A 26,823-nucleotide genomic window follows, 5' to 3' on the forward strand; every position below is an offset into this window, starting at 1 on the left:
CAAAGCCAAACCATGGCGGCCGGCGCATGCCGGCCGTTTTTTTGCGCGGCCCCCGCCACGGCATGACACCGTGACGGGGCCGCGCTGCCGCTCAGGCAGCAGGCGTCAATCCAGCAGGTCGAAGCGGTCCAGGTTCATCACCTTGGTCCAGGCCGCAACGAAGTCCCTGACGAATTTATCCTGCGCATCCTCGCTGGCATAGACCTCGCAAAGCGCCCGCAGCTGCGAGTGCGAACCGAACACCAGGTCGACACGCGTGCCGGTCCACTTCTTCGCTCCGGTCTTCCGGTCGCGCCCTTCGAACAGCTCGCGCGCGTCTGACTGCGGCTTCCACTCCAGACCCATGTCGAGCAGGTTGCGGAAGTAGTCGTTGGTCAGCGTTTCCGGCCGGTCGGTGAGGACGCCATGCGCATCGGGGCCGGTATGCACGTTCAGCACGCGCAGGCCGCCGATCAGTACCGTCATCTCGGGCACGGTCAGTGTCAGCAGTTGCGCCTTGTCGATCAGCAGGTGCTCCGGCGGGATGCTGTACTTCGCCTTGACGAAGTTGCGGAAGCCGTCCGCCTTCGGCTCCAGCGATGCCATCGCCTCGACGTCGGTCTGTTCCTGCGATGCATCCGTGCGCCCCGGCGAGAACGGCACGGTGACCTTGTGGCCCGCCTTCTGCGCCGCCTGCTCGACGGCTGCGCCGCCGGCCAGCACGATCAGGTCCGCCAGCGAGATCTTCTTGCCGCCGGACTGCGCGCCATTGAACTCGGCCTGGATACCTTCAAGCGCCTTGAGTACCTTGCCCAGTTGTTCGGGCTCATTCGCGGCCCAGTCCTTTTGCGGCGCCAGCCGGATGCGGGCGCCATTGGCGCCGCCCCGCTTGTCCGAACCGCGGAAGCTCGATGCCGACGCCCAGGCGGTCTGCACCAGCTGCGATAGCGGCAGGCCCGAAGCCAGCACCTTCTGCTTCAGCGCGGCGACATCCTGGTCGCCGACCAGCGGATGGTCGGCCTCCGGCACCGGATCCTGCCAGAGCAGGTCTTCCTTCGGGACTTCCGGGCCCAGGTAGCGCGCGCGCGGGCCCATGTCGCGGTGGGTCAGCTTGAACCAGGCGCGGGCAAAGGCATCGGTAAGCTGGTCGGGATGTTCCAGGAAGCGCCGCGAGATCTTCTCGTACTCGGGGTCGAAACGCAGCGACAGGTCCGTGGTCAGCATTGTCGGCCGCAGCTTCTTCGACGGATCGAACGCATGCGGGATGGTTTCGCCACCATCCTTGGCCACCCACTGGTTGGCGCCGGCGGGACTCTTGGTCGGTTCCCAGTCATGGCCGAACAGGTTTTCCAGGTAGCTGTTGCCCCATTGCGTTGGCGTCTTGCTCCAGGTCACCTCCAGCCCGCTGGTGATGGTATCGGCGCCCCTGCCGGTGCCGAAGCTGCTCGACCAGCCCAGGCCCTGCAGTTCGAGATCCGCGCCTTCCGGTTCGGCCCCGACGTTGTCCGCCGGTCCGGCACCGTGGGTCTTGCCGAAGGCATGCCCGCCGGCGATCAGCGCGACGGTTTCTTCGTCGTTCATGGCCATGCGCGCGAAGGTCTCGCGGATATCGTGCGCCGCGGCAAGCGGGTCCGGGTTGCCCTCCGGGCCTTCCGGATTCACGTAGATCAGGCCCATCTGCACGGCGGCCAGCGGGTTTTCAAGGTGGCGGCCGTGGTCGGTACGGCTGGCTTCGGCGCCATGCATGTCCTCGTCGGCAACCAGCACGCCGGCGTCGTCGTACTTGCCCGCGGCACCCTTGCCGTAGCGCACGTCACCGCCGAGCCAGGTCTTTTCATCGCCCCAGTACACATCGCCGTCAGGTTCCCAGGTGTCTTCGCGGCCACCACCGAAGCCGAAGGTCTTGAAGCCCATGGTCTCCAGCGCGACGTTGCCGGTCAGCACCAGCAGGTCGGCCCACGAGATGTTCTGGCCGTACTTCTGCTTGATCGGCCATAGCAGGCGGCGCGCCTTGTCCAGGCTGACGTTGTCCGGCCAGCTGTTGAGCGGCGCGAAACGCTGCTGGCCGCGCCCTGCGCCGCCGCGGCCGTCGCCGATGCGATAGGTGCCGGCGGCGTGCCACGCCATGCGGATGAACAGCGGGCCATAGTGGCCGAAGTCCGCCGGCCACCAGTCCTGCGAGTCGGTCATCAGCGCCGCCAAATCCTTCTTCACCGCGGCCAGGTCCAGGTCCTTGAACGCTTTACGGTAATTGAAGTCCGTGCCCAGCGGGTTGGACTTGCCCGAATGCTGGGAGAGCAGGTCCAGCCGCAACTGCCTCGGCCACCACTCGCGATTGGTCGTACCGCCGCCGGCGGTATGCGTGAAGGGACACTTTGCTTCGTTAGACATACGTTCTCTCCTTGTGGGGACGTACCGAACACGCATGCAGCGTTATCGCCAGCGTTCGCTCGTTTGCTCGTCTGCTCGATTGCTCGTTTCTTGTCTGACTTCGACGATCCCGCTCCGGCACTTGCGCCGGATCTTTCTGCATCGCAACACGGCTGGATACCGCCGGTGCGCGGACGCATGCGGGCGCGCACCGGCATGACGATCCGGGCGCGCCCAGGGCGAAGCCGCGCTTGTCTGACTTCCGCGGCGGTGTCCGCAACCAAAATATATGCACAGCAAGGCCTGAGGAGAATGCGATTCTGTCTATCTGGCCGATAGATCGCGCTTATAGCTCCAGGGCGACCTCCTTCAGGCGCCAAACAGCTCGCTGCACGCCGCTCGCACCGCTGCCGTTACCTGGCCGCGCCCGTGGTCGCGCCGCTCCAGCATGCCGATGTGGCGCATGACCGGCTCGCCGTGGACCAGCAGTGGCAGGATCCGCAGTGCCTCGTCGTCGTGCCAGCGCGCGCGCCGCAGCAGCGGCACCACGGTCACACCGACTTCCTGGCGTACCAGCTCGACCAGCGCCTCGATGGCGTTCAGTTCCAGGAACTCGTTGACCTTCAGGTGCGCGCGGCGCAGCGCGCGCTCGACCAGCACGCCGGTGCGCTGGCTGCGGTCGAAGCGCAGGTAGGGGTTCTGGGCCAGCGCCTCGCGCGCATCATGGCCGGGGCTCCCACGTGCCGCGATCGCCACCAGCGGCTCCTGGTACAACGGCGTCCAGCGCAGCGTGCCGGGCACGCGCGTGGCCCCTTCGACCAGGATCGCCGCGTCGAGCTCGCCGGCCTCGACCTGTGCCGCCAGTTCGATCGACTTGGCGCCGACCAGGCGCACATCGAGCGCGGGGTAGGTGCGCTTCATGCGCGCCACCGCGTGCGACAGGCCGCCCATCACCGACACCACCGCGCCCACGGCCACGGCACCGGCCATGGCCTGGTCCGAGGCCAGCGGCAGGCGCATCTCGTCGTACAGCGCGAGCAGGCGCCGGGCCTGCGGCAACAGTGCGCGGCCATCTGCATTGAGCACCGCGACGCGGCCATTGCGGTCGAACAATTCGCGCCGCAACTCGGTTTCCAGCGCGCGCATCTGCAGGCTGACGGCGGCCTGGGTCAGTGCCACCTGGCCGGCGGCCGCGGCGAAGGAGCCTTGTTCGGCCACGGTGACGAAGGTACGGATGAATCGGATAGTGCTCATCGGTGCACGTGCAGAAGGGTTGCGAGGGTTCGCCGATACTTAAATTTTTCTTGTGACATCGGCAAGAAATATTAGCTTTCTTTGTGAACCGCGCCACGGAATAATTAAGCCGGCTCATCAATCTTTGCCCGCCTTTCGCCTGACTCCGGAGACAAGCATGAAATCCTGGCTGCGCCTCGCCGGCATCGCCGCTGCCTGCGGCATGTGCCTGGCCGCCACGCCCGCACTGGCCGACAACTTTCCCAGCAAGCCGATCCGCCTGATCGTGCCGTTCCCGGCCAGCGGCGCGACCGATTTGCTGGCGCGTGCCATTGCGCAGAAAGTGGGCGCCAACATGGGCCAGCAGATCGTGGTCGACAACCGCCCGGGCGCCGGCGGCGCGATCGGTTCGGACATGGCGGCCAAGGCCGCGCCGGACGGCTACACGCTGCTGATCGCGACCACCAGCACGCACTCGATCGGCCCGTACATCAACACCCGCCTGCCGTACAACACCGACACCGACTTCACCCCGGTCGGCCAGGTGGCGATCGCCACCAATGTGCTGGTGGTGCCGAACAGCCTGCCGGTGAAAAACGTGCGCGAGCTCGTCGACTACGCCAAGAAGCACCCCGGCGAGCTCAACTACGCCTCCAGCGGCAATGGCACCGTGGTGCACCTGACCGCCGAGGCTTTCAAGGCGCAGGCCGGCGTGTTCATCACCCATATCCCGTACCGCGGCACAGCGCTGGCCGTGCCAGACCTGATTTCGGGCAAGGTGCAGGTGCTGTTCGACAGCATCGTCTCGGGCCTGCCGCACGTGAAGGACGGCAAGCTCAAGGCGCTGGCCGTGACCAGCGCGAAGCGCTCGCCACTGGCACCGGAGATCCCGACGGCCAGCGAGTCGGGGCTGCCCGGCTTTGAGTCCGATACGTGGTTCGGCATCTACGGACCCAAGGGCATGCCGGCGGACATCGTCAACCGGCTGAATGCCGAATTCAACAAGGCAATCCAGTCGCCGGAAGTCAAGGAACGCCTGGGCAAGCTGGGCGCCGAGCCGGTCGGCGGCACGCCCGCGCAGTTCGCCGCCATGGTGAAGAAGGACAGCGCCCGCTGGGGCAAGCTGATCAAGGATCGCAAGATCACGGCAGAATAACGGCGCGGCGAGTGCCAACGCGGCCGGTGCCGACAACCGCCCGGCCGCCTCCTGAAACGACAGACAAAGCCATGCAGAACTTCAACTGGACCAACCCCTACCCCTCCGTGCGCATCCCGCTGTTTGCGCGCAACGTGGTGTCCACCTCGCACCCGCTGGCCGCGCAGGCCGGCCTGCGCATGCTGCTCAAGGGCGGCAACGCCGTCGACGCGGCCATCGCCGCGGCGGCCGCGATCACCATCGTCGAGCCGGTATCGTGCGGTCTGGGCAGCGATGCCTTCGCCATCCTGTGGGACGGCAAGGAACTGCATGGGCTGAACTCCTCCGGCGTGGCCCCGGCCGCCTGGAACCCGGAGTATTACAAGAACAAGTACGGCACCGATGCCAACGGCCTGGCCAACCGCCCGATCCGCGGCTGGGACTCGGTCACGGTGCCCGGCGTGATCGCCGGCTGGGCCGCAATGCACGAGCGCTTCGGCAAGCTGCCCTTCGCCGACCTGATGGAGCCGGCGATCGAGATCGCCGAGCGCGGCTACGCCGTGCCGCCGGTGGTGGCGCACAAGTGGGCCGCCGCGGTGCCGGAGCTGAAGGACCAACCCGGCTATGCCGAGACCTTCATGCCCAACGGCCGCGCGCCGCTGGTCGGCGAGAAGTTCACCATGAAGGCCGCCGCCGAGACGCTGCGCAAGATCGGCGAGACCCAGGGCCGCGCCTACTACGAAGGCGAGATCGCCGAGAAGATCGCCGCCTTCAGCAAGCAGTGCGGCGGCGCGATGACGCTGGACGACCTGCGCAACTACCGTCCCGACTGGGTCAAGCCGATCAGCCAGGCGTACCGCGGCTACGAGCTGCACGAGATCCCGCCCAATGGCCAGGGCATTGCCGCGCTGGTGGCGCTGGGCATCCTCGGCCAGTTCGACATGGCCTCGATCCCGGTGGACTCGGTCGATTCGCAGCACCTGCAGATCGAAGCAATGAAGCTGGCCTTCGCCGACCTGTACCGCTACGTGGCCGATCCTCGCAGCATGGAGGTCACGCCGGAAGAAATGCTGGATGACGCGTACCTGAAATCGCGCGCCAAGCTGATCGACATGCAGCGCGCCACGCATTTCAACTTCGGCATGCCCAAGGTGGGCGGCACCATCTACCTGACCGCCGCCGACGAGAACGGCATGATGGTCTCGTTCATCCAGTCGAACTACATGGGCTTCGGCTCGGGCGTGGTGGTGCCGGGCACCGGCATCAGCCTGCAGAACCGCGGGGTGGGCTTCTCGATGGATCCCAAGTCCGCCAACGCGGTGGCCGGCGGCAAGCGCCCGTTCCACACCATCATCCCGGCCTTCCTGACCAAGGGTGGCCACCCGGTGATGAGCTTCGGCGTGATGGGCGGCGACATGCAGCCGCAGGGCCATCTGCAGACGGTGGTGCGCATGCTGGACTACAACCAGCAGCCGCAGGCCGCGTGCTGCGCGCCGCGCTGGAAGGTCAACCGCGATTTCACGCTGGACGTGGAGGGCACCATGGACCCGGCCACGGTCGACGGGCTGAAGGCACGCGGGCACCAGTTGAAGTCGGTGGAAGACCCGTACATGGACTTTGGTTCGGGACAGTTCATCTGGCGCCTGTCGGACGATCCGGAGCAAGGGTACGTGGCGGCCAGCGACAGCCGGCGCGACGGGCAGGCGGTAGGGTTCTGAGCCCGCCGGCCTGAACTGCCAACGACCTGCAAAACGCCCCGAACGGGGCGTTCTTGCTTTCCGCCCCCCCATCCCGCAACTGGCCCGCTCGCGATCGCTGCAACTGTGCATGGCGCGGGCGCCACGGCTCCGTACACTGGTTCCCCGACAAGCCTCCGGAGCCTGCACCATGCCCACCTACGCCTTCCGCCTGCTCAACGTCTTCGCCGAATCCACCTTCGGCGGCAATCCCCTGTGCGTGTTCGAAGACGCGCGCGGCATGGACGAAGCCACCATGCAGGCGCTGGCGCTGCAGTTCAACCTGTCGGAAACCACCTTTGTCCTGCCGTCGGACAACGCCAGCGCGCGCGTGCGCATCTTCACGCCCGGCTATGAGATGCGTTTTGCCGGCCACCCCACTCTGGGCACCGCGCACGTGGTGCGCGAACTGGCCGGCACCAGCGACACGCTGATGCTGGAATTTCTCGCCGGCGTGGTCCCGGTGACGGCGCAGGGCGATGTCTGGACCTTCACCGCGCCCCACAGCGGCATGCCGAAGACCGCCCCGGCCAGCCTGCCCGATGCCGAGATGGCAAGCCTGCTCGGCCTGCAGGAAAGCGACCTGCTGGTTTCGCCGATGTGGGTCGACACCGGCGCCGACCAGCTGCTGGTGGCCGTGCGCAGCACCGATGCCGTGCGCCGCGCCAATCCCGACAGCGCGCGCCTCGACATCTGGCCGCAGAGCAGCCTGGGCCGCAAGACCGCCTACGTGTTCGCCTTCGATCCCGAGCAACCTGGCCGCGTGCTGTCGCGCTATTTCTTCACCAAGCAGGGCGGCGGCGTGGCCGAGGACCCCGGCACGGGCTCGGCCTGCGCCAATCTCGGAGGCTGGTTGCTGGCCACCAGCCGCGCGCTGCCGGCCGAATACGCCATCGACCAGGGCGAGGCCGTCGGCCGCCCGTGCCGGCTGCGCTTGGCGGTCGACACCGGCGGCGACATCCGCGTGGGCGGACGCGTGCTCGAGATCGGCCGCGGCACCGTGACACTCTGAGCGCACAGAGCGTCACGATGCCGCCCCGCCGGCTGCGCTACATTGTGGGCTTGCCCGCCAACCGCCCCGATCCGCCATGACCTCGCACGCCATCACCTCCCTGGCCGAACTGGAAGCGCTCTACGCCCAGCCCGCGGCGCCGTCGCTGTCAAAGGAAGTCGACTACCTGCATCCGCACTACCGCGCCTTTATCGAGGCCGCACCGTTGTGCCTGCTGTCGACGGTCGCCGACGGCTGGGCCGAATGCTCGCCGCGCGGCGACACGCCCGGCTTCGTGCAGGTGCTGGACGAACGCACGCTGCTGCTGCCCGACCGGCGCGGCAACAACCGCATCGACAGCCTGCGCAATATCGTGGCCGATCCGCGCGTGGGCCTGCTGTTCGTGATTCCCGGCGTCAATGAGACCATCCGCGTCAACGGCACCGCGCAGATCAGCGTCGACCCGGCGCTGATCGCGCGCTGCGTGGTTGACGGCAAGGCGCCGACCACGGTGCTGGTGATCACGGTGCAGTCGATATTCTTCCAGTGCGCCCGCGCGCTGATCCGCTCGCGCCTGTGGGCGGCGGATGCGCAGGTCGCGCGGCAGACGCTGCCGAGCAATGGCGAGATCCTGGCCACGCTGAGCCAGAACGCGATCGACGGCGCCGCCTATGACCGCGACCTGCCCGAGCGGCAACGTAACACGCTCTACTAACTGCTAGCGCGGCAGCCACGCCGGCGCATGCGTGCCGAGCGGCTCGGACGGCAGCGTCCAGCGCGCCGGCGTCTCGGACAGGTGCGCGGCGTGGCGCACCACGGTCAGCATGCCAAAGCCGGATGGCACCGCTTCAAGCAGGTCGGCGACATCGTCGATCTTCTGCTCGGGCGCCTTCAGCCCCTCCGGCACCCGCCCCAGCCCGCGCAGCCACTGTCCCACCTGCGCCAGCGACACGCGCACGTGCCAGCTGCCGCCTTCCACCGCGCGCCGCTGCAGCGCGGCCATCGCGCCGAATGCCAGCAGGTAGCCCGCGGCGTGGTCAAGCACTTGCGCCGGCAGCGGCCGCGGCGTGTCGCTGCCGGCCGCCTGGGCCTCCGCATGGTTAAAGCCGGTGGCGGTCTGCACCAGCGAATCGAAGCCGCGCTTGTGCGCCCACGGCCCGACGTGGCCATACGCGCTCAGCGACACATAGACGATGCCCGGCCGCGCCCGCGCCGCTGCCTCGGGGCCGACGCCCAGTTCCGCCAGGCCGCCGGGGCGGTAGCCCTGCACCATCACGTCGGCGCCATGCAGCAGCTTGTGCAGCGTGCGCTTGTCGTCGGGGTCACGCAGGTCGAGCTGGCAACTGCGCTTGCCGCGGCCGGTGTCGATCACCAGCGGCGCGATCGACGGCAGGTGCGCGGCGGTCACCAGCAACACGTCTGCGCCATGCGCGGCCAGGGTGCGCCCCGCCACCGGGCCGGCGATGATGCGGGTGAAGTCGAGCACGCGCACGCCCGACAGCGGCTGCGCGTCGGCGGAAGCCGGCGTCGGCAAAGCCTGCGGCGGCGCATCGCCGATGCGCTCCAGCGTTACCGGCGGCAGGCCGCGCAGCGCCGCGGCCTGCGGGTGTTGGTCCCATTCGTCGAAGCTGCGCAGCGCGGCGACCACCAGGCCGGCGTCGGAGGCGGCGGTTTCGAAAGTTTCGGCTTCCCACTTTTCCAGCGCCGCCTGCACCGCGGCCTTTTCATAGGCGCAGCCCAGCAGCCGCAGCACGCCGTCGCGGTGATGCGGGAAGTTGGTGTGCAGCCGGACCCAGCGGCCGTCGCCGCAGCGGTAGATGCCGGCGATCTTGTCCCACAATTCGGGCGCGGGGCCTCCGTCGACGCGCAGGTAGCGCTCGCTGCGGAACTCGGTGATGGCATGGCGCATGTCGACGCTGACTTCCTGCCAGCGGCCGGTGCGTCCCTGCCACAGCGCCGCCGCGGCGAGCGCCGAAGCGGCCAGGCTGGCCTGCGCCGCGGTGCCCACGGCAAAGCCTGAAGGCAGCACCGGCTCGGCGCCGTCCAGGCGCAGGTGGGCCAGCGCCTCGGCCGGCAGCCCGGCATCGCGCCACAGCGCGCCGACAACATCGAGGGGCATGGGCGGCACTTGTGCCGCATCGGGGTGGGCGTTCATGGGCGTTCCTGCTGCGATGGACGACAGCCGGCCGCGGCCGGCACGGGTCTCCATGCTACTCCGACGCGTCACTTTCGGCGCGGTCAATCGGGACCGGCGACGGACAAGACCACAAATGAGCCGATGCTCACGGCGTGCGGCGCCGCCGGCACGGTAAAATCCCGGTATTGGCATTCCGCCACGCAATCTGACGACCCGACCGGCCAAGTATCGATCCCTACGTCGATCGATATCCGGCCGGCCAACCGGCGCCACCATGAGCCACGACAACAAGCCTACCGACAGCACCCCAGCCGCCTCCAACTTCCTGCGGAGCATCATCGACCAGGACCTCGCCGCCGGCACCTATGCCGGCCGCCAGGACAAGCAGGGCGAGCCGCTGCCGACCGTCATCACCCGCTTCCCGCCGGAGCCCAATGGCTACCTGCATATCGGCCATGCCAAGAGCATCTGCCTGAACTTCGGGCTGGCGCGCGACTACGGCGGCCGCTGCCACCTGCGCTTCGACGACACCAACCCGGTCAAGGAAGACACCGAATACGTCGATTCGATCATCGACGCCGTGCACTGGCTCGGTTTCTCCTGGGACAGCGAGGGCAAGGACGGCCAGAAGCAGCCGCACCTGTACTACGCCAGCGACTACTTCGACCAGCTCTACGCCTTTGCCGAGACCCTGATCGAGCGCGGCGCCGCCTATATCGACAGCCAGTCGGCCGAGCAGATCGCCGCCAGCCGCGGCAACTTCTCCGAGCCGGGCAAGCCGTCGCCCTACCGCGACCGGACCGTCGAGGAAAACCTGCAGCTGTTCCGCGACATGCGCGCCGGCAAGTACGGCGACGGCGAGCACGTGCTGCGCGCGAAGATCGACATGACCGCGCCCAACATCGTGATGCGCGACCCGGTGCTCTACCGCATTCGCCACGCCCATCACCACCGCACGGGCGACAAGTGGTGCATCTACCCGATGTACGACTTCACCCATTGCATCTCGGACGCGCTGGAGAATATCTCGCACTCGCTGTGCACGCTGGAGTTCGAGAACAACCGCCCGCTGTACGACTGGGTGCTGGAGCACCTGCGCGACGCCGGCGTGTTCGGCGACCCGCTGCCGCACCAGTATGAGTTTGCGCGCCTGAACCTGACCTACGCCATCACCAGCAAGCGCAGGCTCAAGCAACTGGTCGACGAGAACCGCGTCGACGGCTGGGACGATCCGCGCATGCCCACGCTGGTCGGCGTGCGCCGCCGCGGCTATACGCCGGAATCGATCCAGCTGTTCTGCGACCGCGTCGGCGTGGCCAAGGCCGACAGCTGGATCGACATGAGCACGCTCGAAGGCTCGGTGCGCGACGACCTGGACGGCCGGGCCGCCCGTGGCGTGGCCGTGCTGGACCCGCTCAAGCTGATCATCGACAACTACCCGGAAGGCCAGAGCGAGGAATGCTCGGCGCCGGTCCATCCGAAGAAACCGGAACTGGGCAAGCGTGTGTTCCCGCTGTCGCGCGAACTGTGGATCGAGCGCGAGGACTTCAACGAGACCCCGCCCAAGGGCTATTTCCGCCTGTTCCCGGGCAACAAGGTGCGCCTGAAGTACGGCTACGTGGTCGAGTGCACCGGCGTGGACAAAGACGCCGACGGCAAGGTCATCGCCGTGCATGCCAGCTACCTGCCCGACACCAAGAGCGGCACCCCGGGCGCAGACAGCGTCAAGGTCAAGGGCGTGATCCACTGGGTCAGCGCGGCGCACGGCTACGAGGCCGAGGTGCGCCTGTACGACCGCCTGTTCAACGACCCCAACCCGGACGCGGGCGGCAAGAACTTCCTGGACGCACTGAATCCGGATTCCAAGAAGGTGATCACCGCCTACCTGGAGCCGGGCCTGCGCGAGGCACAGCCGGAAGACCGCTTCCAGTTCGAGCGCCATGGCTACTTCGTGGCCGACCGCAATGATTCGCAGCCAGGCAAGCCGGTCTTCAACCGCATCGTCGGGTTGAAGGACAGCTGGGGCAAGTGATGGGCAAGGCAAGTTCGGTACAAACCATCACCTTCCCGCTCGAGGGCGAGTTCATCGCCCTCAACGACCTGCTCAAGCTGGCTGGCGTGTGCGACAGCGGCGGCGCCGGCAAGGCGCTGGTCGCCGCCGGCGAAGTCTCGGTGGACGGCGCGCCTGAATCGCGCAAGACTGCGAAGATTCGTGCCGGGCAGGTGGTGGGCCTGACAGGCATCGAGATCCGCGTGGTCGCCGCCTGACCGCGCTACCGGCCGCAGTGGCTGCCGCAGCCGCCGCGGCCGCTCCGGCACTGCAACGGAGAGGACGGGAACCATGCCGATCGCGTTCTGGTGCGTCTTGCTGGCCGGCGTGCTGCCGCTCGCCACGGTAGCCATTGCCAAGGCCAGCGGACCGGGTTTCGACAACCATGACCCGCGCGGCTGGCTCGACCGGCAATCTGGCCGGGCGCGCCGCGCCGACATGGCGCACCGCAACCACTTCGAGGCCTTTCCGTTCTTTGCCGCGGCGGTGCTCACCGCCAGCTATCTTCAGGCGCCGCAGGCGCGCATCGACGAACTGTCGATGGTCTTCATCCTCACCCGCATCCTCTACACCGTGTGCTACCTGACCGACCGAGCCACGCTGCGCACGCTGTGCTGGACCATCGGATACCTGACGGTGGTGGGGATATTCCTGCTGCCGGTGTTCGTGCACTGAGCCATGGCAACACCCGCCCCTCTCCTGGCCGCTGTTGCGATCGCGCTGCCAGGCAGCATCAGCGCCAGGGCCGCGCCGGTCGAGTACGTCCTCGACCCGGTCCACACCTCCGTCTATTTCGCCGCCAGCCATTTCGAGCGCAGTTCGGTGCGCGGGCGCTTCGGCAAGATCGACGGCCGCATCGTGTATGACGCCGACAGCGGCGCCGGCGCGGTCGACGTGACCGTCGACCTGGCCTCGGTCGACACCAACAACCGCACGCTGGACGGGGTGCTGCGCTCGGCACAGTTCTTCGATGTCGCGCAGTTTCCCCTGGCGCGGCTGCGCGCCGATCGCTTTATCAGCGACGGCGGCCGGCTCGTGGCGGTAGAGGGCGAGCTGAGCCTGCACGGCGTCACTCTCCCGGTCCGGCTGCAGGCCGAGCGTTTCCGCTGCGGCGAGGTTTCGCTGTTCGGTGTGGCGCGGCAGGTGTGTGGCGGCGACTTCCGCGTGGAAGTGCCGCGTAGTGCCTTCGGCATGACCCGTTTCCTGCCCGAGGCGGGCGACATCGTGACGCTCCATGTGGCGGTCGAGGCATCGCCGGCGAGCAGCGCCCCGCGCTAGCCCGACGCGTCACCTTCAGGACCGATTTCTCTTGTAGAATCAGCGCTTTGCCGAAATCCCTGCCACGCCCGCCGCGTGCGCGGCAACGCGAGACAGAGACCATGTTCGAGATCCATTCCGGCGACATCGTGGCGGCCGCCCTGGCCGCCGCTGGCGCCTGCCTGCTGTGCAGCATCCCCGGCGACTTCCTGCGCCGCTTCCCGCTGTGGGCGGTGCGTACCTATGGCCGCGGCGCCCTGCTGATGCCGTTCCTGGCCATGATGGTCGGAACGTGGCTGTTCCGCCTCGGTGTGGCCGGCCAGCTCGAGTCCGACGCCGGCCAGGCCTTGGTGGTGGCAGCCGGCTTCCTGAGCACGCTGCTGCTGTCGGCACTGCTGCGCTTCTACCTGAAGGAATACCGCAAGCGCTAAGCTCCCGGCCGGCGCCGAGTGCCGGCTGGCCCGCCTTGCCCCACCTTCGCGCGTACGGCGGCGCCGCCGAATCGCGTATGATGCGGCCTTTCGCGCTCCGCGCCGCCGCGCCGGACGCAGCCGCACACTTCACCTCATGGCGCTCAAGTCCACCATCTTCAAAGCCGAACTGGCCGTCTCCGACATGGACCGGCCCTACTACGGCAGCCACGCCCTCACCATCGCCCAGCATCCGTCCGAGAACGACGCGCGCATGATGGTGCGCCTGCTCGCCTTTGCCTGCGAGGCCACCGAGACGCTGGCCTTTACCCGCGGTCTGGACGAGCCTGACGAGCCCGACCTGTGGGACAAGCGCCTGACCGGCGACATCGAACATTGGGTCGAGCTGGGCCAGCCCGACGAAGCGCGCCTGAAGCGCGCCGCCGCCCGCGCCGAGCGCGTGACCGTCTACACCTACAGTGGCGCCAGCGCGCGCGAGTGGTGGAAAGGCATGGCGGGCAAGGCCGGCAAGCTGCGCAACGTCACCGTCTACAATGTCCCGACGGAAGCGGTCGACGCGCTCGCGGCGCTGGCGCAGCGCGCGATGCGCCTGTCGGTGACGATCCAGGATGGCGACATCTGGGTCGCCGACGACGACCGCAACGTGCAACTGCAACTGGACGTGCTGCAGCGCGCCCAAGGCTGAGCGCAGCGCCCGCGCTGCGCTCCCGATTCATCCCGTCTGTCCTCATCGGAAGGAAATCACCATGCAAACCACGCCCTCTGGCCTGCAATACGAAGACACCACCGTCGGTTCCGGCACCGAAGCCACCGCCGGCAAGCACGTCACCGTGCACTACACCGGCTGGCTGTACGAAAACGGCCAGGCCGGCCGCAAGTTCGATTCGAGCAAGGACCGCAACGACCCGTTCGTGTTCCCGCTGGGCGCCGGCCATGTGATCCGCGGCTGGGACGAAGGCGTGCAGGGCATGAAGGTCGGCGGCGTGCGTCGCCTGGTGATTCCGGCCGACCTCGGCTATGGTGCGCGCGGCGCCGGCGGCGTGATCCCGCCGAACGCGACGCTGCTGTTTGAAGTGGAACTGCTGGCGGTCTGATTGCCGCCGAGTCGCTCCCGCGCTGGCGGGAGCGACATCGTGGGGCGCGCCGTGCGCGCCCCGGAACCCAACTCAGAACCCGATGGCGGCGTTGCCGACATCGACCCGGACCTTGTCGCGGTCCAGCAGCCGCGCCGCATGGCGCGCATAGTCCTGCGCCCAGGCAGGATCGCCGGAGAAGCGCGATTCTCCGGAAAACTTGGCGACATTCAGGATCTTGTCGATCACCAGCACCTTGCCAACCGGGCTCGACGCCTGGCAATCCAGCTCGGTGTACTCCCGGTCGAACCAGCGCCACGCCGCATCCTCGCTGACCGCGGCAAGTTCGTCCGCGCCGATCGTGAAGTCATATTCCTTGCCGCTGCCGAACACCACCGTAAGCGTACGCGCCATCGCAGGTTCCTCCTGGTCGGATTGAGGCTCCCATTGTAAAGACTGCCCGCCACCGCGGGCCAGCAAAACGCCCCGGGCTGACCGCGGACAAGCGTGCGCGGGCACGCATCGGTCCTGCTCCATGCCGGGTGGCAAGGCCGCCACGCGGCGGCAACCGTTGTCAGGCGCCCACACCGGCGCCGCAGACTCGGACATTTCCGGGAAAAACTGGCACTTATGTCATTTCCCCCACCTGCCCGGGACGCAGCTTTGATTTATGCTTGCAGCATGGCCATTACGCGACAGGACCTCGAATCCGACCGGCTGCGCACCTCGCTGTGCAGTACCCCGGTCGCGTCCTCGCTGTTGCCCGAACACGTGCTGGAGCAGTCCCTCTGCGACGCGCTGGCTTGCAAGCCCGACGATGCCGCGCTCGGCGGCGATGTCTGGGTGTTCGGCTATGGCTCCCTGATATGGAACCCGATGGTGGTGCACACCGAGCGCCGGCGCGCGACCGTGCATGGCTACCATCGTGGCTTCTACCTCTACTCCCGTATCAACCGCGGCACCTGGGACAACCCGGGACTGGTGCTCGGCCTGGATCGCGGCGGCTGCTGCCACGGCATGGTGTTCCGCATCCCCAGCCACGTGGTCGAGCAGGAATTCCGCGTGCTGTGGCGCCGCGAGATGCTGACCGGCGCCTACCACCCACGCTGGCTGCGCATCCGCACCGGTGAGGGCTGCGAGGGCGGCGAAAGCGGCGAGGGCCCGGAGCAACGCGCCCTGGCCTTCGTCATGAACCGCGCGCACGAGTCCTACGCCGGCCGGCTGCCGGACACCAGCGTGGTCGAACGGCTGCGCCACGCCGCCGGGCTGTATGGCCCGGCGCGCGAATACCTGCAGCAAACCCTGCTGGGGCTGGCCACCAACGGCGTCGACGATCCCTACCTGGGCCGGCTGTGGCGCCAGCTCCAGGCGGACGATGCCGCCGATGCCGAACGCGCTTGCGCAACGTCGCCCTTGGCGGCCAGCAACCCTCACGAAACCGTCTGAGCCAAGGAGCCCGCCATGACGCGCGCCGCCGCCCGCACCCGCAGACAGGCACTCAATGAGATGCTGGGCCTGATGGGCCTGCTGGTCGGGGGCAGCCTGCTGGCGGCGCAAGGCGGGCAGACGCTGGCGGCGCGCCCCGGCGCCGGTTCAGCCAGCCAGCCTGGCGCCGCCCGCGCCCCGCGCAGCACCGCGCACGTGCCGCTGCGCAGCGATGGCATCAGCGCACTCGACCGCAACCTGATCACCGCCGCCAGCATCGGCGACCAGGACATGGTGGCGCGCCTGCTGGCCGCGGGCGCCACCGCGCGCGCGGCCGATGAACGCGGACGCAGCGCGTTGCTGGCCGCCGTGCAGACCCGCCACGTCGACGTCGCGCGGATGCTGATGCTGGCCGGCGCGGACGTGAACCACAAGGATGCCGACGCCAACAGCCCCTTCCTGCTGGCCGCCGCCAGTGGGCAGGCCGAGATTGTCCGGCTAGCGCTGGCGCACGGCGCGGACCTGGGCAGCACCGACCGCTACGATGGCACCGCGCTGATCGCCGCGAGCCAGCAAGGGCATGTGGAAGTGGTGAAGCTGCTGCTGAAAGCAGGTGTCGCCGTTGACCACGTCAACAACCTTGGCTGGACGGCACTGCTGGAAGCTGTGGTGCTGGGCGATGGCAGCACGCGCTACGAGGAAACGGTGCAGCTGCTGCTGGACGCCGGAGCCGACGCCAACCTGGCCGACCGCGAAGGCGTGACGCCGACGCGCCACGCCCGCGAACGCGGGTACAAGACGATGGTGAAGATGTTGATGCGGGTGCGGGGGCATTGAGCCGGCCTTGCCCCGCGCGGTTCCCTTTGCGATGGGAACCCGCCGCGGGCATAGGCCGGCAGCGTGGATCAGGCCGCTGCGGGCTTCTGTTCTCCTGCATTCCGCGCGTTCTCGCTCTCCTGCAGCTGCCGCCACATCACCTTGCCGGTCCCCGACTTGGGCAGCGCCTCAACGAACTCCACCACCCGCGGATACTTGTACGCGGCCATGTTCTCCTTGGCCCATTCGATGACCTCGTCCGGCGTGGTCTTGCCCTTGGCATGGGCGCGCAGCACCACCACCGCCTTGACGGTCTCGCCGCGGTACGGATCGCGCGTGCCGATAATGCAGGCCTCCTGCACGTCGGGGTGCTTGTACAGCAGGTTCTCCACCTCGGCCGGCCACACCTTGAAGCCCGACGCATTGATCATGCGCTTGAGGCGGTCGGTGATGAAGTAATAGCCCTCCTCGTCCATCCGCCCGAGGTCGCCGGTGCGGAAGAAGCTCTTGCCCTCGAACTCGATAAAGGCCTCGCGCGTGGCGTCTTCCTTGCCCCAGTAGCCCTTGAACACCTGCGGGCCGCTGACGATGATCTCGCCGATCTCGTTGGGCGGCAGTTCCTTGAGCGTGACCGGGTCGATCACGCGCGCATCGGTATTGAAGGTCGGCACGCCCAGGCACTGCAGCTTGGGCCGGTCCGACGGGTTGCTGTGCGTCGGCGCCATGGTCTCGGACAGGCCGTAGCCTTCCAGGTAGTGCAGCCCGAACTGCTCGCGCAGGCGCTCGGCCACGGCCTGCGGCATGGCCGCGCCGCCGCCGCCGATATAGCGCAGGCTCGACAGGTCGAACTGCGCCAGGTTGGGGCTGGCCAGGAAGTCGATCACCATGGTCGGGATATTGGTCCAGTGCGTGACCTGGCAGCGCGAGATCAGGCGGCCGGCCACCTCGCGGTCCCAGCGCGGCAGCATCACCACGGTGGCGCCGCTGTAGATCGGGCCGTTCATGCCGTACTGCATGCCGGTGACGTGGAACAGCGGCAGCACCGAAAGGATCACCGACTCGGCGCCCGAGCCAGACCAGGTCGCGCCGCCGACGATGTTGTGCATGACCGAGCGGTGCGTATGGATGCAACCCTTGGGGAAGCCGGTGGTGCCGGAGGTGTAGGGCATCACCGCCAGGTCGTCCGGGCCGGCGGTGTGCGGGCCGGGCTCCATGCCGGCGCCCAGCGCCTCGGGCCACGCGGTGGCGCCCGTGGGCAGCGGATGCGGCGTAGTCAGCCAGGCCGGCGGCGCGTCTTCCGGGTGTTCATGGGTGGGCGGCAGCGCGTCGGCATACTGGGTCACGAGCAGGTGCTGCAGGCGCTCGGCCGGCGCCAGCTCGGCCTGTGCCTGCTCGACTCCGGCGGCCAGGTCGGCGGTGAAGATCGCCACGCGCGCCTGCGCATCGGTGACGTAATGCTTGAATTCCTCGGCGCGGTTCATCGGGTTGACCGGCACCACCACCGCATCGGCGCGCAGGATGGCGTAGTAGCTGATGATGAACTGCGGGCAGTTTTGCATGTACAGCAGCACCCGGTCGCCCTTCTTCACGCCCGCCTTCTGCTGCAGCCACCCGGCCAGCGCGGTGGCCTGCGCTTCGAGTTCGCGGAAGGTGACGGCGTTGCCGAAATAGCGGATCGCCGCCTTGTCGGCATAGCGGTGCGCCGACGCTTCCAGGTTGTACCAGAGCGACGTTTCAGGCAGCACGATGGCAGTCGGCAAGCGCTTTGGCCAGAACTGGAAATGCGGGCGGGCGGGGTTCTGCATGAAACGTCTCCTGTGCGTCGGTCTTGGGACCGGGTCTGTCGGTATGGTCAATGACTATAACTGAACGATCGTTCTATTTTCAACCGATGACTTTCCCGAACGCCGGCAGGCGCCTGCAGCGCGCGGCCGTTGTATTTGGCGCCTTCGCCCTCACAATAGAGGGATACCCGCCTCTTTCCAGGATTTCCCATGAGCGACGTCACCCTGCAGAATTTCGAGACCGAAGTGATCGACGCCTCGCGCCAGGCGCCGGTGCTGGTCGACTTCTGGGCACCGTGGTGCGGCCCCTGCCGCACGCTGGGGCCGATGCTTGAACGGCTGGAGGCGGAAGCGGAAGGCCGCTGGAAGCTGGTCAAGGTCAATGTCGACGAGAACCAGGAACTGGCCGCGCACTTTGGCGTGCGCAGCATCCCCCATGTGGTGGCGATCGCCGACGGCCAGGCCGTGGACCAGTTCACCGGCGTGCTGCCGGAATCGGGGCTGCGCGAGTTCCTGGACCGGCTGGCGCCGGGCCAGGCCAGGTCGCCGCTGGACGAGGCACAGGAACTGGCCGCCGCCGGCAACCGCGACGGCGCGGAAACCCTCTTCGCTGAAGCCATCGCCCAGGAGCCGGACTCCGACGCCCCGCGGCTGGCCTATATCGGCTTCCTGCTGGACGGCAGCGCCGTCGACCGGGCCAAGGCAGAATTCGCGGCGCTGTCGGCCCGCGCCGAGCACGAAGATGGCTACGGCGCACTGCGCACGCGCATCGAAGCCATGGAAAGCGCCGCCGGGCTGCCCGATGAGGCCACCCTCACCGGCCGCATCGACGCCGACCCCCGCGACCTGGCGGCCCGGCTGGACCTGGCGCGGCTGATGATCGCGCACCAGCAATACGAGCCGGCGCTGGAGCAATTGCTGGAAATCGTGCGCACCGACCGCGGCTTTGAAGACGATATCGGCCGCAAGACCATGCTGTCGGTATTCGAGATGCTGGCCGACCGGCCGGACGTGGTGTCGCGCTGGCGCCGGCAGCTCAGCACGTCGCTGAACTAAGCGGGGAGCCGATCGCCATGACCACGCCCCGCCTGATCGATTTCAGGTCCGTACCCGCCCCGACCCACGACCGCCCGCGGGCCGACCGGCTGGTGTCGGGCAACCCCGACCGCACCACCTGGACGCACTACAGCGCCGAACACGGCGATTTCGATTGCGGCATCTGGGCCTGCGAGCCCGGCGCGTGGCGCATCGCCTTCCCGGCGGGCAAGGAAGAGTTCTTCCATGTGATCAGCGGCCGCATCCGCATCAGCGACGAGTCCGGCGAGGCCAGCGAATTCGGCCCGGGCGACGCCTGCGTGATCCCGGCGGGGTTCACCGGCGTGTTCCAGGTGCTGGAGCCGGTGCGCAAGTATTTCGTGGTGATCGACCGCGACGCGGCGCGGCCGGCCTGAGCCGGGCGGGCTTCGGCGCGCTTCAAGCGGGCTTCAAGCGAGCTTCAGGCCGCCGCGGCCGGCCCTTCCACCAGCGTGAAGCCGTTCTCGCGCATATGTTCGACCATCATCGCGTCCATCGACCTGACGTGATGGTCGAACCAGCCTGACAGCTCGGCCACCAGCCGGCGCCCGAGCCCGAATTCGCCGTCGGTGTGGACCTTGTCGCGCACCGCTGCGGCCACGGCCAGCACCTGCTTGTGCTCGCCCCCGTGGCAATGGCGCGGGCCGAAACCCATCGCCTCCATCCACTGCTCTTCCTGCGCGAAATGATGGCGCGTATGGTCGATCCACTCGTCCATCGCAGCCAGGAAACCGGCATCGTCCGCGCTGGCCACGGCGGCCAGCAGTTGCACGAACTCGGCGTGGGTGGCATCGGTGACCGGTTCGCCAAGATGGAGGTCTTCGGGCAGGCCGGCGGAGGAAAGCTGGTCGTTGGCGTCCATGGGGAGCGGCGGCAATCGTGAGGAAACGGCAAGGATACCGAATCGCCGCGGTCCGGACCTGATCTCGCGCAAGCCGGGCGGGTATGCTGTGGGGTATGCGCCCCGCTCGCCACCTCTCTGCCCAACGCCCACCATGCCACGACTGATCTTCTTCTGCGGCCATGCCGGCACCGGCAAGACCAGCCTCGCCCACCGCCTGATCGGCCCATTGATGCAGGCCACCGGGGAGCCCTTCTGCCTGCTCGACAAGGACACGCTGTACGGCCGCTACAGCGCCGCCGCCATGGCCGCCATCACCGGTGACCCCAACGATCGCGACAGCCCGGCCTACCTGGACAACCTGCGCGATCCTGAATACCAGGGGCTGCTCGACACCGCGCGCGAGAACCTGATGCTGGGTATCAGCGTGCTGGTGATCGGCCCGCTGTCACGCGAGATCCGCGCGCACCTGCTGAACGATCCGGAATGGCTGCAGGTGCCGCAAGGGACCACCGTCCGGATCGTCTGGGTGCACCTGCCGGAAGACGAGGCGCACGCGCGCATCATCCGGCGCGGCAACCCTAACGACGCCTACAAGCTGCAGCACTGGGAAGCGTACCGCACGCGGCGCTTCATGCCGGGCGCGGACGAGTATCCGGAACTGATTTTCTTCGACAACCTGGCGCCGGGCGAGGCCGAGGTCGACGGCCTGCTGCGCGCGTTGAGCGCCTGAGCGAGGGGCGGCTTCAGCCGCGCACGATCGCGCCGATCGCCGCCGACGCCGCCACGAAGCCGAATACCGCCGTTACCGCCACCGACGAGCCAAACCCGGCGCAGGCCAGCCCCTGCGGCCCGCCAGCAACCGGATGGCTGGCGTGCCCATCGTGCGGCGGCGCCTCGTCGATCTCGCAGGCCTGCTGCTCGGGTTCCGGATACTGCAGCGGCTCGTCGGAATAGACCGCCGCGATGCCGAACTTCTTCTTGGGGTCCCGGGTGAAGCCCCACTGCTTGCGCAGCCCGGCGCGCACCTTTGCCAGCAGCGGGTCCTGGATCGTGCGCGCCAGGTCGTCGATACGCACGCGCGTGGGATCGAGCTGGCCGCCGGCGCCGCCGCAGGTGATCACCGGCACGCCCTGGCGCCGCGCCCAGCCCAGCATTTCGGTCTTGACCCGCACGGCGTCGATGGCGTCGATCACGTAGTCATAGCCGGCGCCGAGCAGCGCCGGCACGTTGTCGGTGGTGACGAAGTCGTCGACCTGCGTCACCCGGCAACGCGGGTTGATGGCGACGATGCGCTCGGCCATGGCCTCGACCTTGGCGCGCCCATAGGCGTCGCCCAGCGCGTGGATCTGCCGGTTGGTATTGGACAGCGCGATATGGTCGAGGTCGATCAGCGTGATGCGGCCGACCGCATTGCGCGCCAGCGCCTCGGCAGCCCAGCTGCCGACGCCGCCGATGCCGACCACACACACGTGCGCCGCCTCCAGCCGTGCCAGTCCCGCGGCACCATAAAGCCGTGCCACCCCACCGAAGCGGCGGTGGTAGTCGTCGTCGGCCGGGCTTTCGTGGGTCAGCGGCTCGGGCAAGCCGGCCAGGTCGTGTGCGGCATCGTTCATGCTGAAGACTCGGATCGCTTGGGGTGGCGTAAAAACCGGCACAAAAAGCCGGCATTATCCGGCGGCGATGTCAGCCAATCCCCGACAAAGACAGGAAGCGCGCAACTATACAATAGCAATGCAGTGGTCTGTTCGCCGCCCCACGCAATGCCTTTGCAGGCGGCCGGCGCCAGCGAACCTGCCCGCCATAGAGGAGCCCGCCTCATGCCCGTGCGCCGCAAGGTCGTCCTGTGGAGTGTGCTGACACCGCTAGCGCTGATCGCGCTGCTGGTGGTCCTGATCCTGACCTTCGACTGGAACCGCCTCAAGCCCTGGCTCAATGACAAGGTGTCGGAGGCCATCGGCCGTCCCTTTGCCATCAATGGCGACCTCACCGTGACGTGGCGCCGCGGCGAGGGCGAGACGGGCTGGCATACGCTGGTCCCCTGGCCACGGCTGTCGGCACGCGACGTCACCATCGGCAACCCGGACTGGGCCAAGGAGCCTAACCTCGCCAGCGTACGCGAGCTGATCTTCGTGCTGCGCCCCATTCCGCTGCTGGCGCACCAGATTGCCGTGCCGACCATCGTCGTCGACAGCCCGGCAGTATGGCTGGAGCGCCTGGCCGATTCCCGCAACAACTGGACGCTCGAGTTCGGCCCCAAGAAAGGCCCGTCGAAATGGGAGCTGGATATCGGCGAGGTGGTGCTGGCGCGCGGCAACCTGGCGCTGTCGGACCAGCTCAAGAAGATCGAACTGCAGGCCCAGCTCGATACCATCGGCGAAAACCCGCTGTATGAGAAGGCGCGCGACGGCGCGCTGATCGGGCCGCAGGCATCCGCGGTCCCGCCGGGCCCGCCAGCCAGTGCTGTCGCCGCAGCCTCTGCCCCGGCCGCATCGGCACCTTCGGCCTCCGGGCCACCGGCCTCTGCCACCGCCGGCGCCGACCGCTACGGGCTGCGCTGGAAGGCCACCGGCCGCTACAACGACGCCACCATCAACGCCAGCGGCAAGGCCGGCACGGTGCTGAGCCTGCGCAATACCGACGTGCCCTTCCCGTTGCTGGCCGATGTGCGCGTCGGCACCACCCGCGCGGTCATTGAAGGCACGATCACCAATCCCGCGCACCTGGCCGCGGTCGACGTCCACCTGACACTGGCCGGCGACAGCATGGCCAGGCTGTACGCGCTTACCGGCGTGGTGCTGCCGTCGACCCCGCCGTATGAAACCCGCGGCCGGCTGATGGCCACGCTGCGCAAGGAGGGCTCGATCTACGAGTACCAGAAGTTCACCGGCCGCGTCGGCGGCAGCGACATCTCCGGCACGCTGACCTTTACCAAGCGCGAGCCGCGCCCGCTGCTGGCCGGCACGCTGCTGTCGAACCAGCTGCGCTTCGTCGACCTGGCACCGCTGATCGGCGCCGATGCCAAGCCCGGGCGCCCGGCCAAGGACAGTGTCGTGCGGCAGCCGCCCGACAAGGCGCTGCCGGTGGCGCCGTTCCACACCGAACGCTGGGACAAGATCGACGCCGACGTGCGTTTCACCGGCAAGCGCATCATCCGCGACGCCGAGCTGCCGATCACCAACCTGGTCACCCACGTGAAGCTGCAGGATGGCGTGCTGCTGCTCGATCCGCTCAACTTCGGCGTGGCCGGCGGCAACCTGGTGTCGACCGTGCGCCTTGACGGCAAGCGCGAGCCGATGGGCGCGGTGGTCGACATGACCGCGCGCCACATGAAGCTCAAGCAGCTGTTCCCCACCGTCGACCTGATGCGCGCCAGCATCGGCGAACTCAATGGCAGCGCCAGGCTGTCGGCGACCGGCAATTCGGTCGGGGCGCTGCTGGGGTCGTCCAATGGCGAGGCCAAGCTGCTGGTCGAGAACGGCACCGTCAGCAAGTTCATCCTGGAAGCGATCGGCCTGAACGTGGGCAGCCTGGTAATCAACAAGCTGTTCGGCGACAAGCCGGTGCAGATCAACTGCGGCGTCAGCGACTTTGCCCTCACCAATGGCATCGCCCGCGCGCGCACCTTTGTGCTCGATACCGACGACGCCGTCATCACGACCACCGGCGGCATCGACCTGCGCAACGAGCGGCTGGCACTGACCATCCATCCGGATTCCAAGGGCCTGCGCATCTTTTCCCTGCGCTCGCCGCTGTACGTGGGCGGCACCATGAAGAAGCCGACCGTCAGCCCCGACATCGGCGTGCTGGCGCTGCGCGCCGGCGGCGCGCTGTCGCTGGCGCTGCTGGCGCCAGTCGCCACCGCGGTGCTGCCGCTGGTGGACCTGTCCTCCGGTGGCGACAAGACCCAATGCGCGGCACTGCTGGCCGACCTGCGCAAGCGCCCGGTCGCGCCACCTCCCGGCAAGACCTACAAGGATCCAAAGGCCGGCGGCACCGCGGGCATGACCGCCGGCAGGCCGATTCCGCCGGAAACCCCCGGCACTGCTGCGCAAGCCGAGGCGCAGGCCGGCCAGCCCGCACGCCCTGCCGAGCGCGAAGCACGCAAGCCGCAGCGCCCGAGCAACGACGCCACGCTGTACCAGGGCGGCTGAGCCGACGCAGGGCTGCGGCGCCTGCCACAGCCCGCGTCGGCCACGCTGTTGCCACCCCGCGACATGTCTTCCATTGTCTGAAGCGAAATCGCAACACTTGCGCCCTCTGCGACATCCCGTCGCATATTGCCGTTGTAACGCGCCTACATGCGGCGCATAATTAAACGGCCATTTACAAGAAGTTTAAGCATGGCAAGCATCGGATGCGGTGCGGGCTCGCCCGTCCGTGTCCTTCGGAAGGCGCGGCTCCGGCCGCCCTTTGTTTCCGTTTGATGTCCGCCTCGGCACGGCCGCCGGCCGCCCACGAGCGCGGTCTCACGACACCACTCGCCTGCCCCCATGTCGCTGCCGCACGCCGCCGTCCCGCCGATCACCTGGCTGATCGCGCTGACGGTGTGCAACCACGTGGCATTCAACGCCAGCCGCGTGGTGGTGTCGCTGTTCGCCATTTCCCTGAAGGCTTCCACCGTCACGCTCGGCGTGCTGATGTCGCTGTATGCGCTGCTGCCCATGCTGCTGGCCATCCGCGCCGGCAAGCGCATTGACGAGATCGGCCCGCGCAAGCCGATGACCGCCGGCTCGCTGATGGTGGTTGCCGGCACGCTGTTGCCGGCGCTGTGGCATGAACTTGACGCGCTGTATCTGTCGTGCGCGCTGATCGGCGTCGGCTTCATGCTGGTCCAGGTCGCGATGCAGCTATTGATCGGCCAGGTCTCGACCGACGAGACGCGGTTGCGCAACTACACCTGGCATGCGCTCGGACTGTCGGTGTCGGGCACGCTGGGGCCGGTGGCAATGGGCTACGTCATCGAGCATGCCGGCTTCCGTCCCGCCTTTGCCGTGCTGGTCGCGGTGGCACTGGTCGGCCAAGCCGGCCTGCAGTGGGTCCGCCCGCGGCTGCCGGCGCAAGGCGGCAATGCCGGCCACATCGCCATCGAGGACGGCAGCCGCCGTTCCACGCTCGACCTGCTGCAGTATCCCGAGCTGCGCGCCGTCTTTGTCGCCAGCGCGGTGCTGTCGGCGGCCTGGGACCTGCATGCCTTCCTGATCCCGATCCAGGGCTCGCGCATCGGCCTGTCGCCGTCGTCGATCGGCTGGGTGCTGGGCGCCTTTGCCATTGCCACCCTGATCATCCGCGTGGCGATGCCAGTGGTGTCGCGCCGCCTGTCGGAGTGGAAGATCATCCGCACCGCGCTGCTGGTGGGCGCGCTGGCCTACCTCGTCTACCCGTTCGTCACGCACTTCTGGCTGATGTGCGGGCTGGCCTTCGTACTCGGGCTGGCGCTGGGCAGCGCGCAGCCCAATGTCATGAACATCCTGCACACGGTATCGCCGCATGGGCGTGCCGGCGAGGCGCTGGGGCTGCGCTCGGCGTTTCTCAATACCAGCCAGGTGGTGTGGCCGCTCACCTTCGGCGTGGTCGGTACGGCACTCGGCATGCTGCCGATCTTCCTGTCGATGGCCGGCGCGATGGGCGTGGCGGGTTACTACTCGCGGCGCCAGGGCCGCCGCAGGGCGCTGCCGCCGGCCTGAACACGCGCCGTCAGTGGCAGTGGCCGCGGTGACGACGCCCGCACGCCTTGCCGGCGCGCAAATGCGCCCCCCGGCGCATTCGCTATACTCAAATCAGCCGGACCTGCGCCCCCGCCCCCGGGCACACCGCGCATCCCGACCGATTCCTTGATGATTGCGACATGACTCAACTCGCCGACCTTCGCCGTACCTATGTCCTGGGCTCGCTGACCGAAACCGACGTGGCCCCCGACCCGATGAGCCAGTTCAAGCGCTGGTTCGACGAAGCGGTCACGGCCAAGCTGCCTGAACCCAATGCCATGACGCTGGCTACCGTCGGCGCCGATGGCCAGCCCTCCGCGCGTATCGTGCTGCTCAAGGGCATCGACGACCGCGGCTTCACCTTCTTCACCAACTACGAGAGCCGCAAGGGCCTGGACCTGGCGGCAAACCCCCGCGCCGCGCTGCTGTTCCACTGGGTACAGCTGGAGCGCCAGGTGCGCGTGGAAGGCATCGTCGAAAAAGTTGCCGAAGACGAGAGCGATGCCTATTTCGCCTCGCGCCCGCTGGGCTCGCGCGTGGGCGCGTGGGCTTCCGAACAAAGCCGCGAAGTGCCCGGCCGCGACGTGCTGGAGCAGCGCGAGCTGGAATACCGCAGCAAGTTCGGCGACAACCCGCCGCGCCCGCCGCACTGGGGCGGCTACCGCCTGGTGCCGACCGCGCTGGAATTCTGGCAGGGGCGCCCGTCGCGCCTGCATGACCGCATCGTCTTCCGTGTCCAGCCGGGCGGTGCCTGGCAGATCGTGCGCCTGTCGCCCTGACGGC

26 protein-coding genes are annotated in these 26,823 nt (G+C 68.2%); 19 read left to right on the forward strand and 7 right to left on the reverse strand.

The annotated features are described in order from the left end of the window. Positions 1 to 105 precede the first annotated feature (105 nt). Positions 106 to 2,370 (reverse strand): catalase/peroxidase HPI, encoded by a 2,265-nt coding sequence (gene katG, locus CTP10_RS12180; RefSeq protein ID WP_116320834.1) that lies wholly within the window; start codon positions 2,368 to 2,370, stop codon positions 106 to 108. A gap of 348 nt (positions 2,371 to 2,718) precedes the next feature. After that, on the reverse strand, positions 2,719 to 3,603 hold the full coding sequence (locus CTP10_RS12185) for a LysR substrate-binding domain-containing protein (RefSeq protein ID WP_116320833.1): 885 nt from the start codon (positions 3,601 to 3,603) through the stop codon (positions 2,719 to 2,721). 157 nt (positions 3,604 to 3,760) lie between these two features. Here CTP10_RS12185 and CTP10_RS12190 point away from each other — a divergent pair, with 157 nt between their 5' ends. From CTP10_RS12190 to CTP10_RS12205, 4 genes are all read left to right on the forward strand, one after another. Then, complete coding sequence (locus tag CTP10_RS12190; protein ID WP_116320832.1) at positions 3,761 to 4,738, forward strand: Bug family tripartite tricarboxylate transporter substrate binding protein; 978 nt, start codon at positions 3,761 to 3,763, stop codon at positions 4,736 to 4,738. A gap of 71 nt (positions 4,739 to 4,809) precedes the next feature. Further along, a complete protein-coding gene (gene ggt, locus CTP10_RS12195) occupies positions 4,810 to 6,435 on the forward strand; it encodes a gamma-glutamyltransferase (RefSeq protein ID WP_116320831.1) in 1,626 nt (541 codons plus the stop codon). Positions 6,436 to 6,604: 169 nt separating this feature from the next. Further along, positions 6,605 to 7,465, forward strand: a complete 861-nt coding sequence (locus CTP10_RS12200) for a PhzF family phenazine biosynthesis protein (RefSeq protein WP_116320830.1) — start codon at positions 6,605 to 6,607, stop codon at positions 7,463 to 7,465. Positions 7,466 to 7,541: 76 nt separating this feature from the next. Then, entirely contained in the window at positions 7,542 to 8,159 is a 618-nt protein-coding gene (locus CTP10_RS12205) for a pyridoxamine 5'-phosphate oxidase family protein (protein ID WP_116320829.1), read from the forward strand. A 3-nt stretch (positions 8,160 to 8,162) separates the two neighbouring features. Here CTP10_RS12205 and CTP10_RS12210 read toward each other — a convergent pair whose 3' ends face one another. After that, positions 8,163 to 9,599 (reverse strand): CoA transferase, encoded by a 1,437-nt coding sequence (locus CTP10_RS12210; RefSeq protein WP_116320828.1) that lies wholly within the window; start codon positions 9,597 to 9,599, stop codon positions 8,163 to 8,165. Positions 9,600 to 9,855: 256 nt separating this feature from the next. Here CTP10_RS12210 and CTP10_RS12215 point away from each other — a divergent pair, with 256 nt between their 5' ends. The 7 genes from CTP10_RS12215 (at position 9,856) to CTP10_RS12245 (ending at position 14,413) form a co-directional block, all read left to right on the forward strand. Then, positions 9,856 to 11,613 carry a glutamine--tRNA ligase/YqeY domain fusion protein gene (locus CTP10_RS12215; protein WP_116320827.1) on the forward strand — a complete coding sequence of 586 codons (1,758 nt, stop codon included), beginning with the start codon at positions 9,856 to 9,858 and terminating at the stop codon, positions 11,611 to 11,613. Next, complete coding sequence (locus CTP10_RS12220; protein WP_116320826.1) at positions 11,613 to 11,849, forward strand: RNA-binding S4 domain-containing protein; 237 nt, start codon at positions 11,613 to 11,615, stop codon at positions 11,847 to 11,849. The genes CTP10_RS12215 and CTP10_RS12220 overlap by 1 nt, the downstream gene beginning before the upstream one ends. 73 nt (positions 11,850 to 11,922) lie before the next feature. Beyond that, complete coding sequence (locus CTP10_RS12225; protein ID WP_116320825.1) at positions 11,923 to 12,306, forward strand: MAPEG family protein; 384 nt, start codon at positions 11,923 to 11,925, stop codon at positions 12,304 to 12,306. 3 nt (positions 12,307 to 12,309) lie between these two features. Further along, positions 12,310 to 12,909, forward strand: coding sequence for a YceI family protein (locus tag CTP10_RS12230; protein ID WP_116320824.1), 600 nt, complete (start codon positions 12,310 to 12,312; stop codon positions 12,907 to 12,909). A gap of 101 nt (positions 12,910 to 13,010) precedes the next feature. Then, entirely contained in the window at positions 13,011 to 13,319 is a 309-nt protein-coding gene (locus tag CTP10_RS12235) for a hypothetical protein (RefSeq protein WP_116320823.1), read from the forward strand. A gap of 136 nt (positions 13,320 to 13,455) precedes the next feature. Continuing rightward, a complete protein-coding gene (locus CTP10_RS12240) occupies positions 13,456 to 14,004 on the forward strand; it encodes a YaeQ family protein (protein WP_116320822.1) in 549 nt (182 codons plus the stop codon). Positions 14,005 to 14,065: 61 nt separating this feature from the next. Beyond that, complete coding sequence (locus CTP10_RS12245) at positions 14,066 to 14,413, forward strand: FKBP-type peptidyl-prolyl cis-trans isomerase (protein WP_116320821.1); 348 nt, start codon at positions 14,066 to 14,068, stop codon at positions 14,411 to 14,413. A gap of 72 nt (positions 14,414 to 14,485) precedes the next feature. Here the strand turns inward: CTP10_RS12245 and CTP10_RS12250 are convergent, their stop codons facing one another. Further along, entirely contained in the window at positions 14,486 to 14,806 is a 321-nt protein-coding gene (locus CTP10_RS12250) for a hypothetical protein (RefSeq protein ID WP_116320820.1), read from the reverse strand. 267 nt (positions 14,807 to 15,073) lie between these two features. Between CTP10_RS12250 and CTP10_RS12255 the strand changes: the two genes are divergently transcribed. Both CTP10_RS12255 and CTP10_RS12260 read left to right on the forward strand, forming a co-directional pair. Continuing rightward, the gene (locus CTP10_RS12255) at positions 15,074 to 15,838 is read left to right on the forward strand and encodes a gamma-glutamylcyclotransferase (RefSeq protein WP_116320819.1); all 765 of its coding nucleotides are present in this window, start codon (positions 15,074 to 15,076) and stop codon (positions 15,836 to 15,838) included. A gap of 15 nt (positions 15,839 to 15,853) precedes the next feature. Then, the gene (locus CTP10_RS12260; RefSeq protein WP_116320818.1) at positions 15,854 to 16,654 is read left to right on the forward strand and encodes an ankyrin repeat domain-containing protein; all 801 of its coding nucleotides are present in this window, start codon (positions 15,854 to 15,856) and stop codon (positions 16,652 to 16,654) included. A 68-nt stretch (positions 16,655 to 16,722) separates the two neighbouring features. On the opposite strand, the gene CTP10_RS12265 is transcribed toward CTP10_RS12260, so the two are convergent. Continuing rightward, entirely contained in the window at positions 16,723 to 18,438 is a 1,716-nt protein-coding gene (locus CTP10_RS12265) for a long-chain fatty acid--CoA ligase (protein ID WP_116320817.1), read from the reverse strand. A 189-nt stretch (positions 18,439 to 18,627) separates the two neighbouring features. Between CTP10_RS12265 and trxA the strand changes: the two genes are divergently transcribed. Both trxA and CTP10_RS12275 read left to right on the forward strand, forming a co-directional pair. Next, positions 18,628 to 19,473 (forward strand): thioredoxin, encoded by an 846-nt coding sequence (gene trxA / locus CTP10_RS12270; protein ID WP_116320816.1) that lies wholly within the window; start codon positions 18,628 to 18,630, stop codon positions 19,471 to 19,473. A gap of 17 nt (positions 19,474 to 19,490) precedes the next feature. Continuing rightward, entirely contained in the window at positions 19,491 to 19,868 is a 378-nt protein-coding gene (locus CTP10_RS12275) for a cupin domain-containing protein (RefSeq protein WP_116320815.1), read from the forward strand. A 44-nt stretch (positions 19,869 to 19,912) separates the two neighbouring features. On the opposite strand, the gene CTP10_RS12280 is transcribed toward CTP10_RS12275, so the two are convergent. After that, positions 19,913 to 20,353: a bacteriohemerythrin gene (locus CTP10_RS12280; protein WP_116320814.1), complete on the reverse strand. Its 441-nt coding sequence runs from the start codon at positions 20,351 to 20,353 to the stop codon at positions 19,913 to 19,915. Between the two features lie 133 nt (positions 20,354 to 20,486). Between CTP10_RS12280 and CTP10_RS12285 the strand changes: the two genes are divergently transcribed. Next, positions 20,487 to 21,065, forward strand: a complete 579-nt coding sequence (locus CTP10_RS12285; RefSeq protein WP_116320813.1) for an AAA family ATPase — start codon at positions 20,487 to 20,489, stop codon at positions 21,063 to 21,065. 13 nt (positions 21,066 to 21,078) lie between these two features. On the opposite strand, the gene tcdA is transcribed toward CTP10_RS12285, so the two are convergent. Continuing rightward, on the reverse strand, positions 21,079 to 21,948 hold the full coding sequence (tcdA, locus tag CTP10_RS12290) for a tRNA cyclic N6-threonylcarbamoyladenosine(37) synthase TcdA (protein ID WP_116320812.1): 870 nt from the start codon (positions 21,946 to 21,948) through the stop codon (positions 21,079 to 21,081). Positions 21,949 to 22,152: 204 nt separating this feature from the next. On the opposite strand from tcdA, the gene CTP10_RS12295 reads away from it, so the two are divergent. The 3 genes from CTP10_RS12295 to pdxH all read left to right on the forward strand — a co-directional run bounded on the left by CTP10_RS12295 (position 22,153) and on the right by pdxH (position 26,819). Further along, positions 22,153 to 24,486 carry an AsmA family protein gene (locus tag CTP10_RS12295; protein WP_116320811.1) on the forward strand — a complete coding sequence of 778 codons (2,334 nt, stop codon included), beginning with the start codon at positions 22,153 to 22,155 and terminating at the stop codon, positions 24,484 to 24,486. 339 nt (positions 24,487 to 24,825) lie between these two features. After that, positions 24,826 to 26,019, forward strand: a complete 1,194-nt coding sequence (locus tag CTP10_RS12300; protein ID WP_116320810.1) for an MFS transporter — start codon at positions 24,826 to 24,828, stop codon at positions 26,017 to 26,019. A gap of 161 nt (positions 26,020 to 26,180) precedes the next feature. Continuing rightward, positions 26,181 to 26,819 carry a pyridoxamine 5'-phosphate oxidase gene (gene pdxH, locus CTP10_RS12305; protein WP_116320809.1) on the forward strand — a complete coding sequence of 213 codons (639 nt, stop codon included), beginning with the start codon at positions 26,181 to 26,183 and terminating at the stop codon, positions 26,817 to 26,819. The last annotated feature ends 4 nt before the right edge of the window (positions 26,820 to 26,823 follow it).

The organism is Cupriavidus sp. P-10 (genome assembly GCF_003402535.2).
Taxonomy (GTDB): Bacteria; Pseudomonadota; Gammaproteobacteria; order Burkholderiales; family Burkholderiaceae; genus Cupriavidus.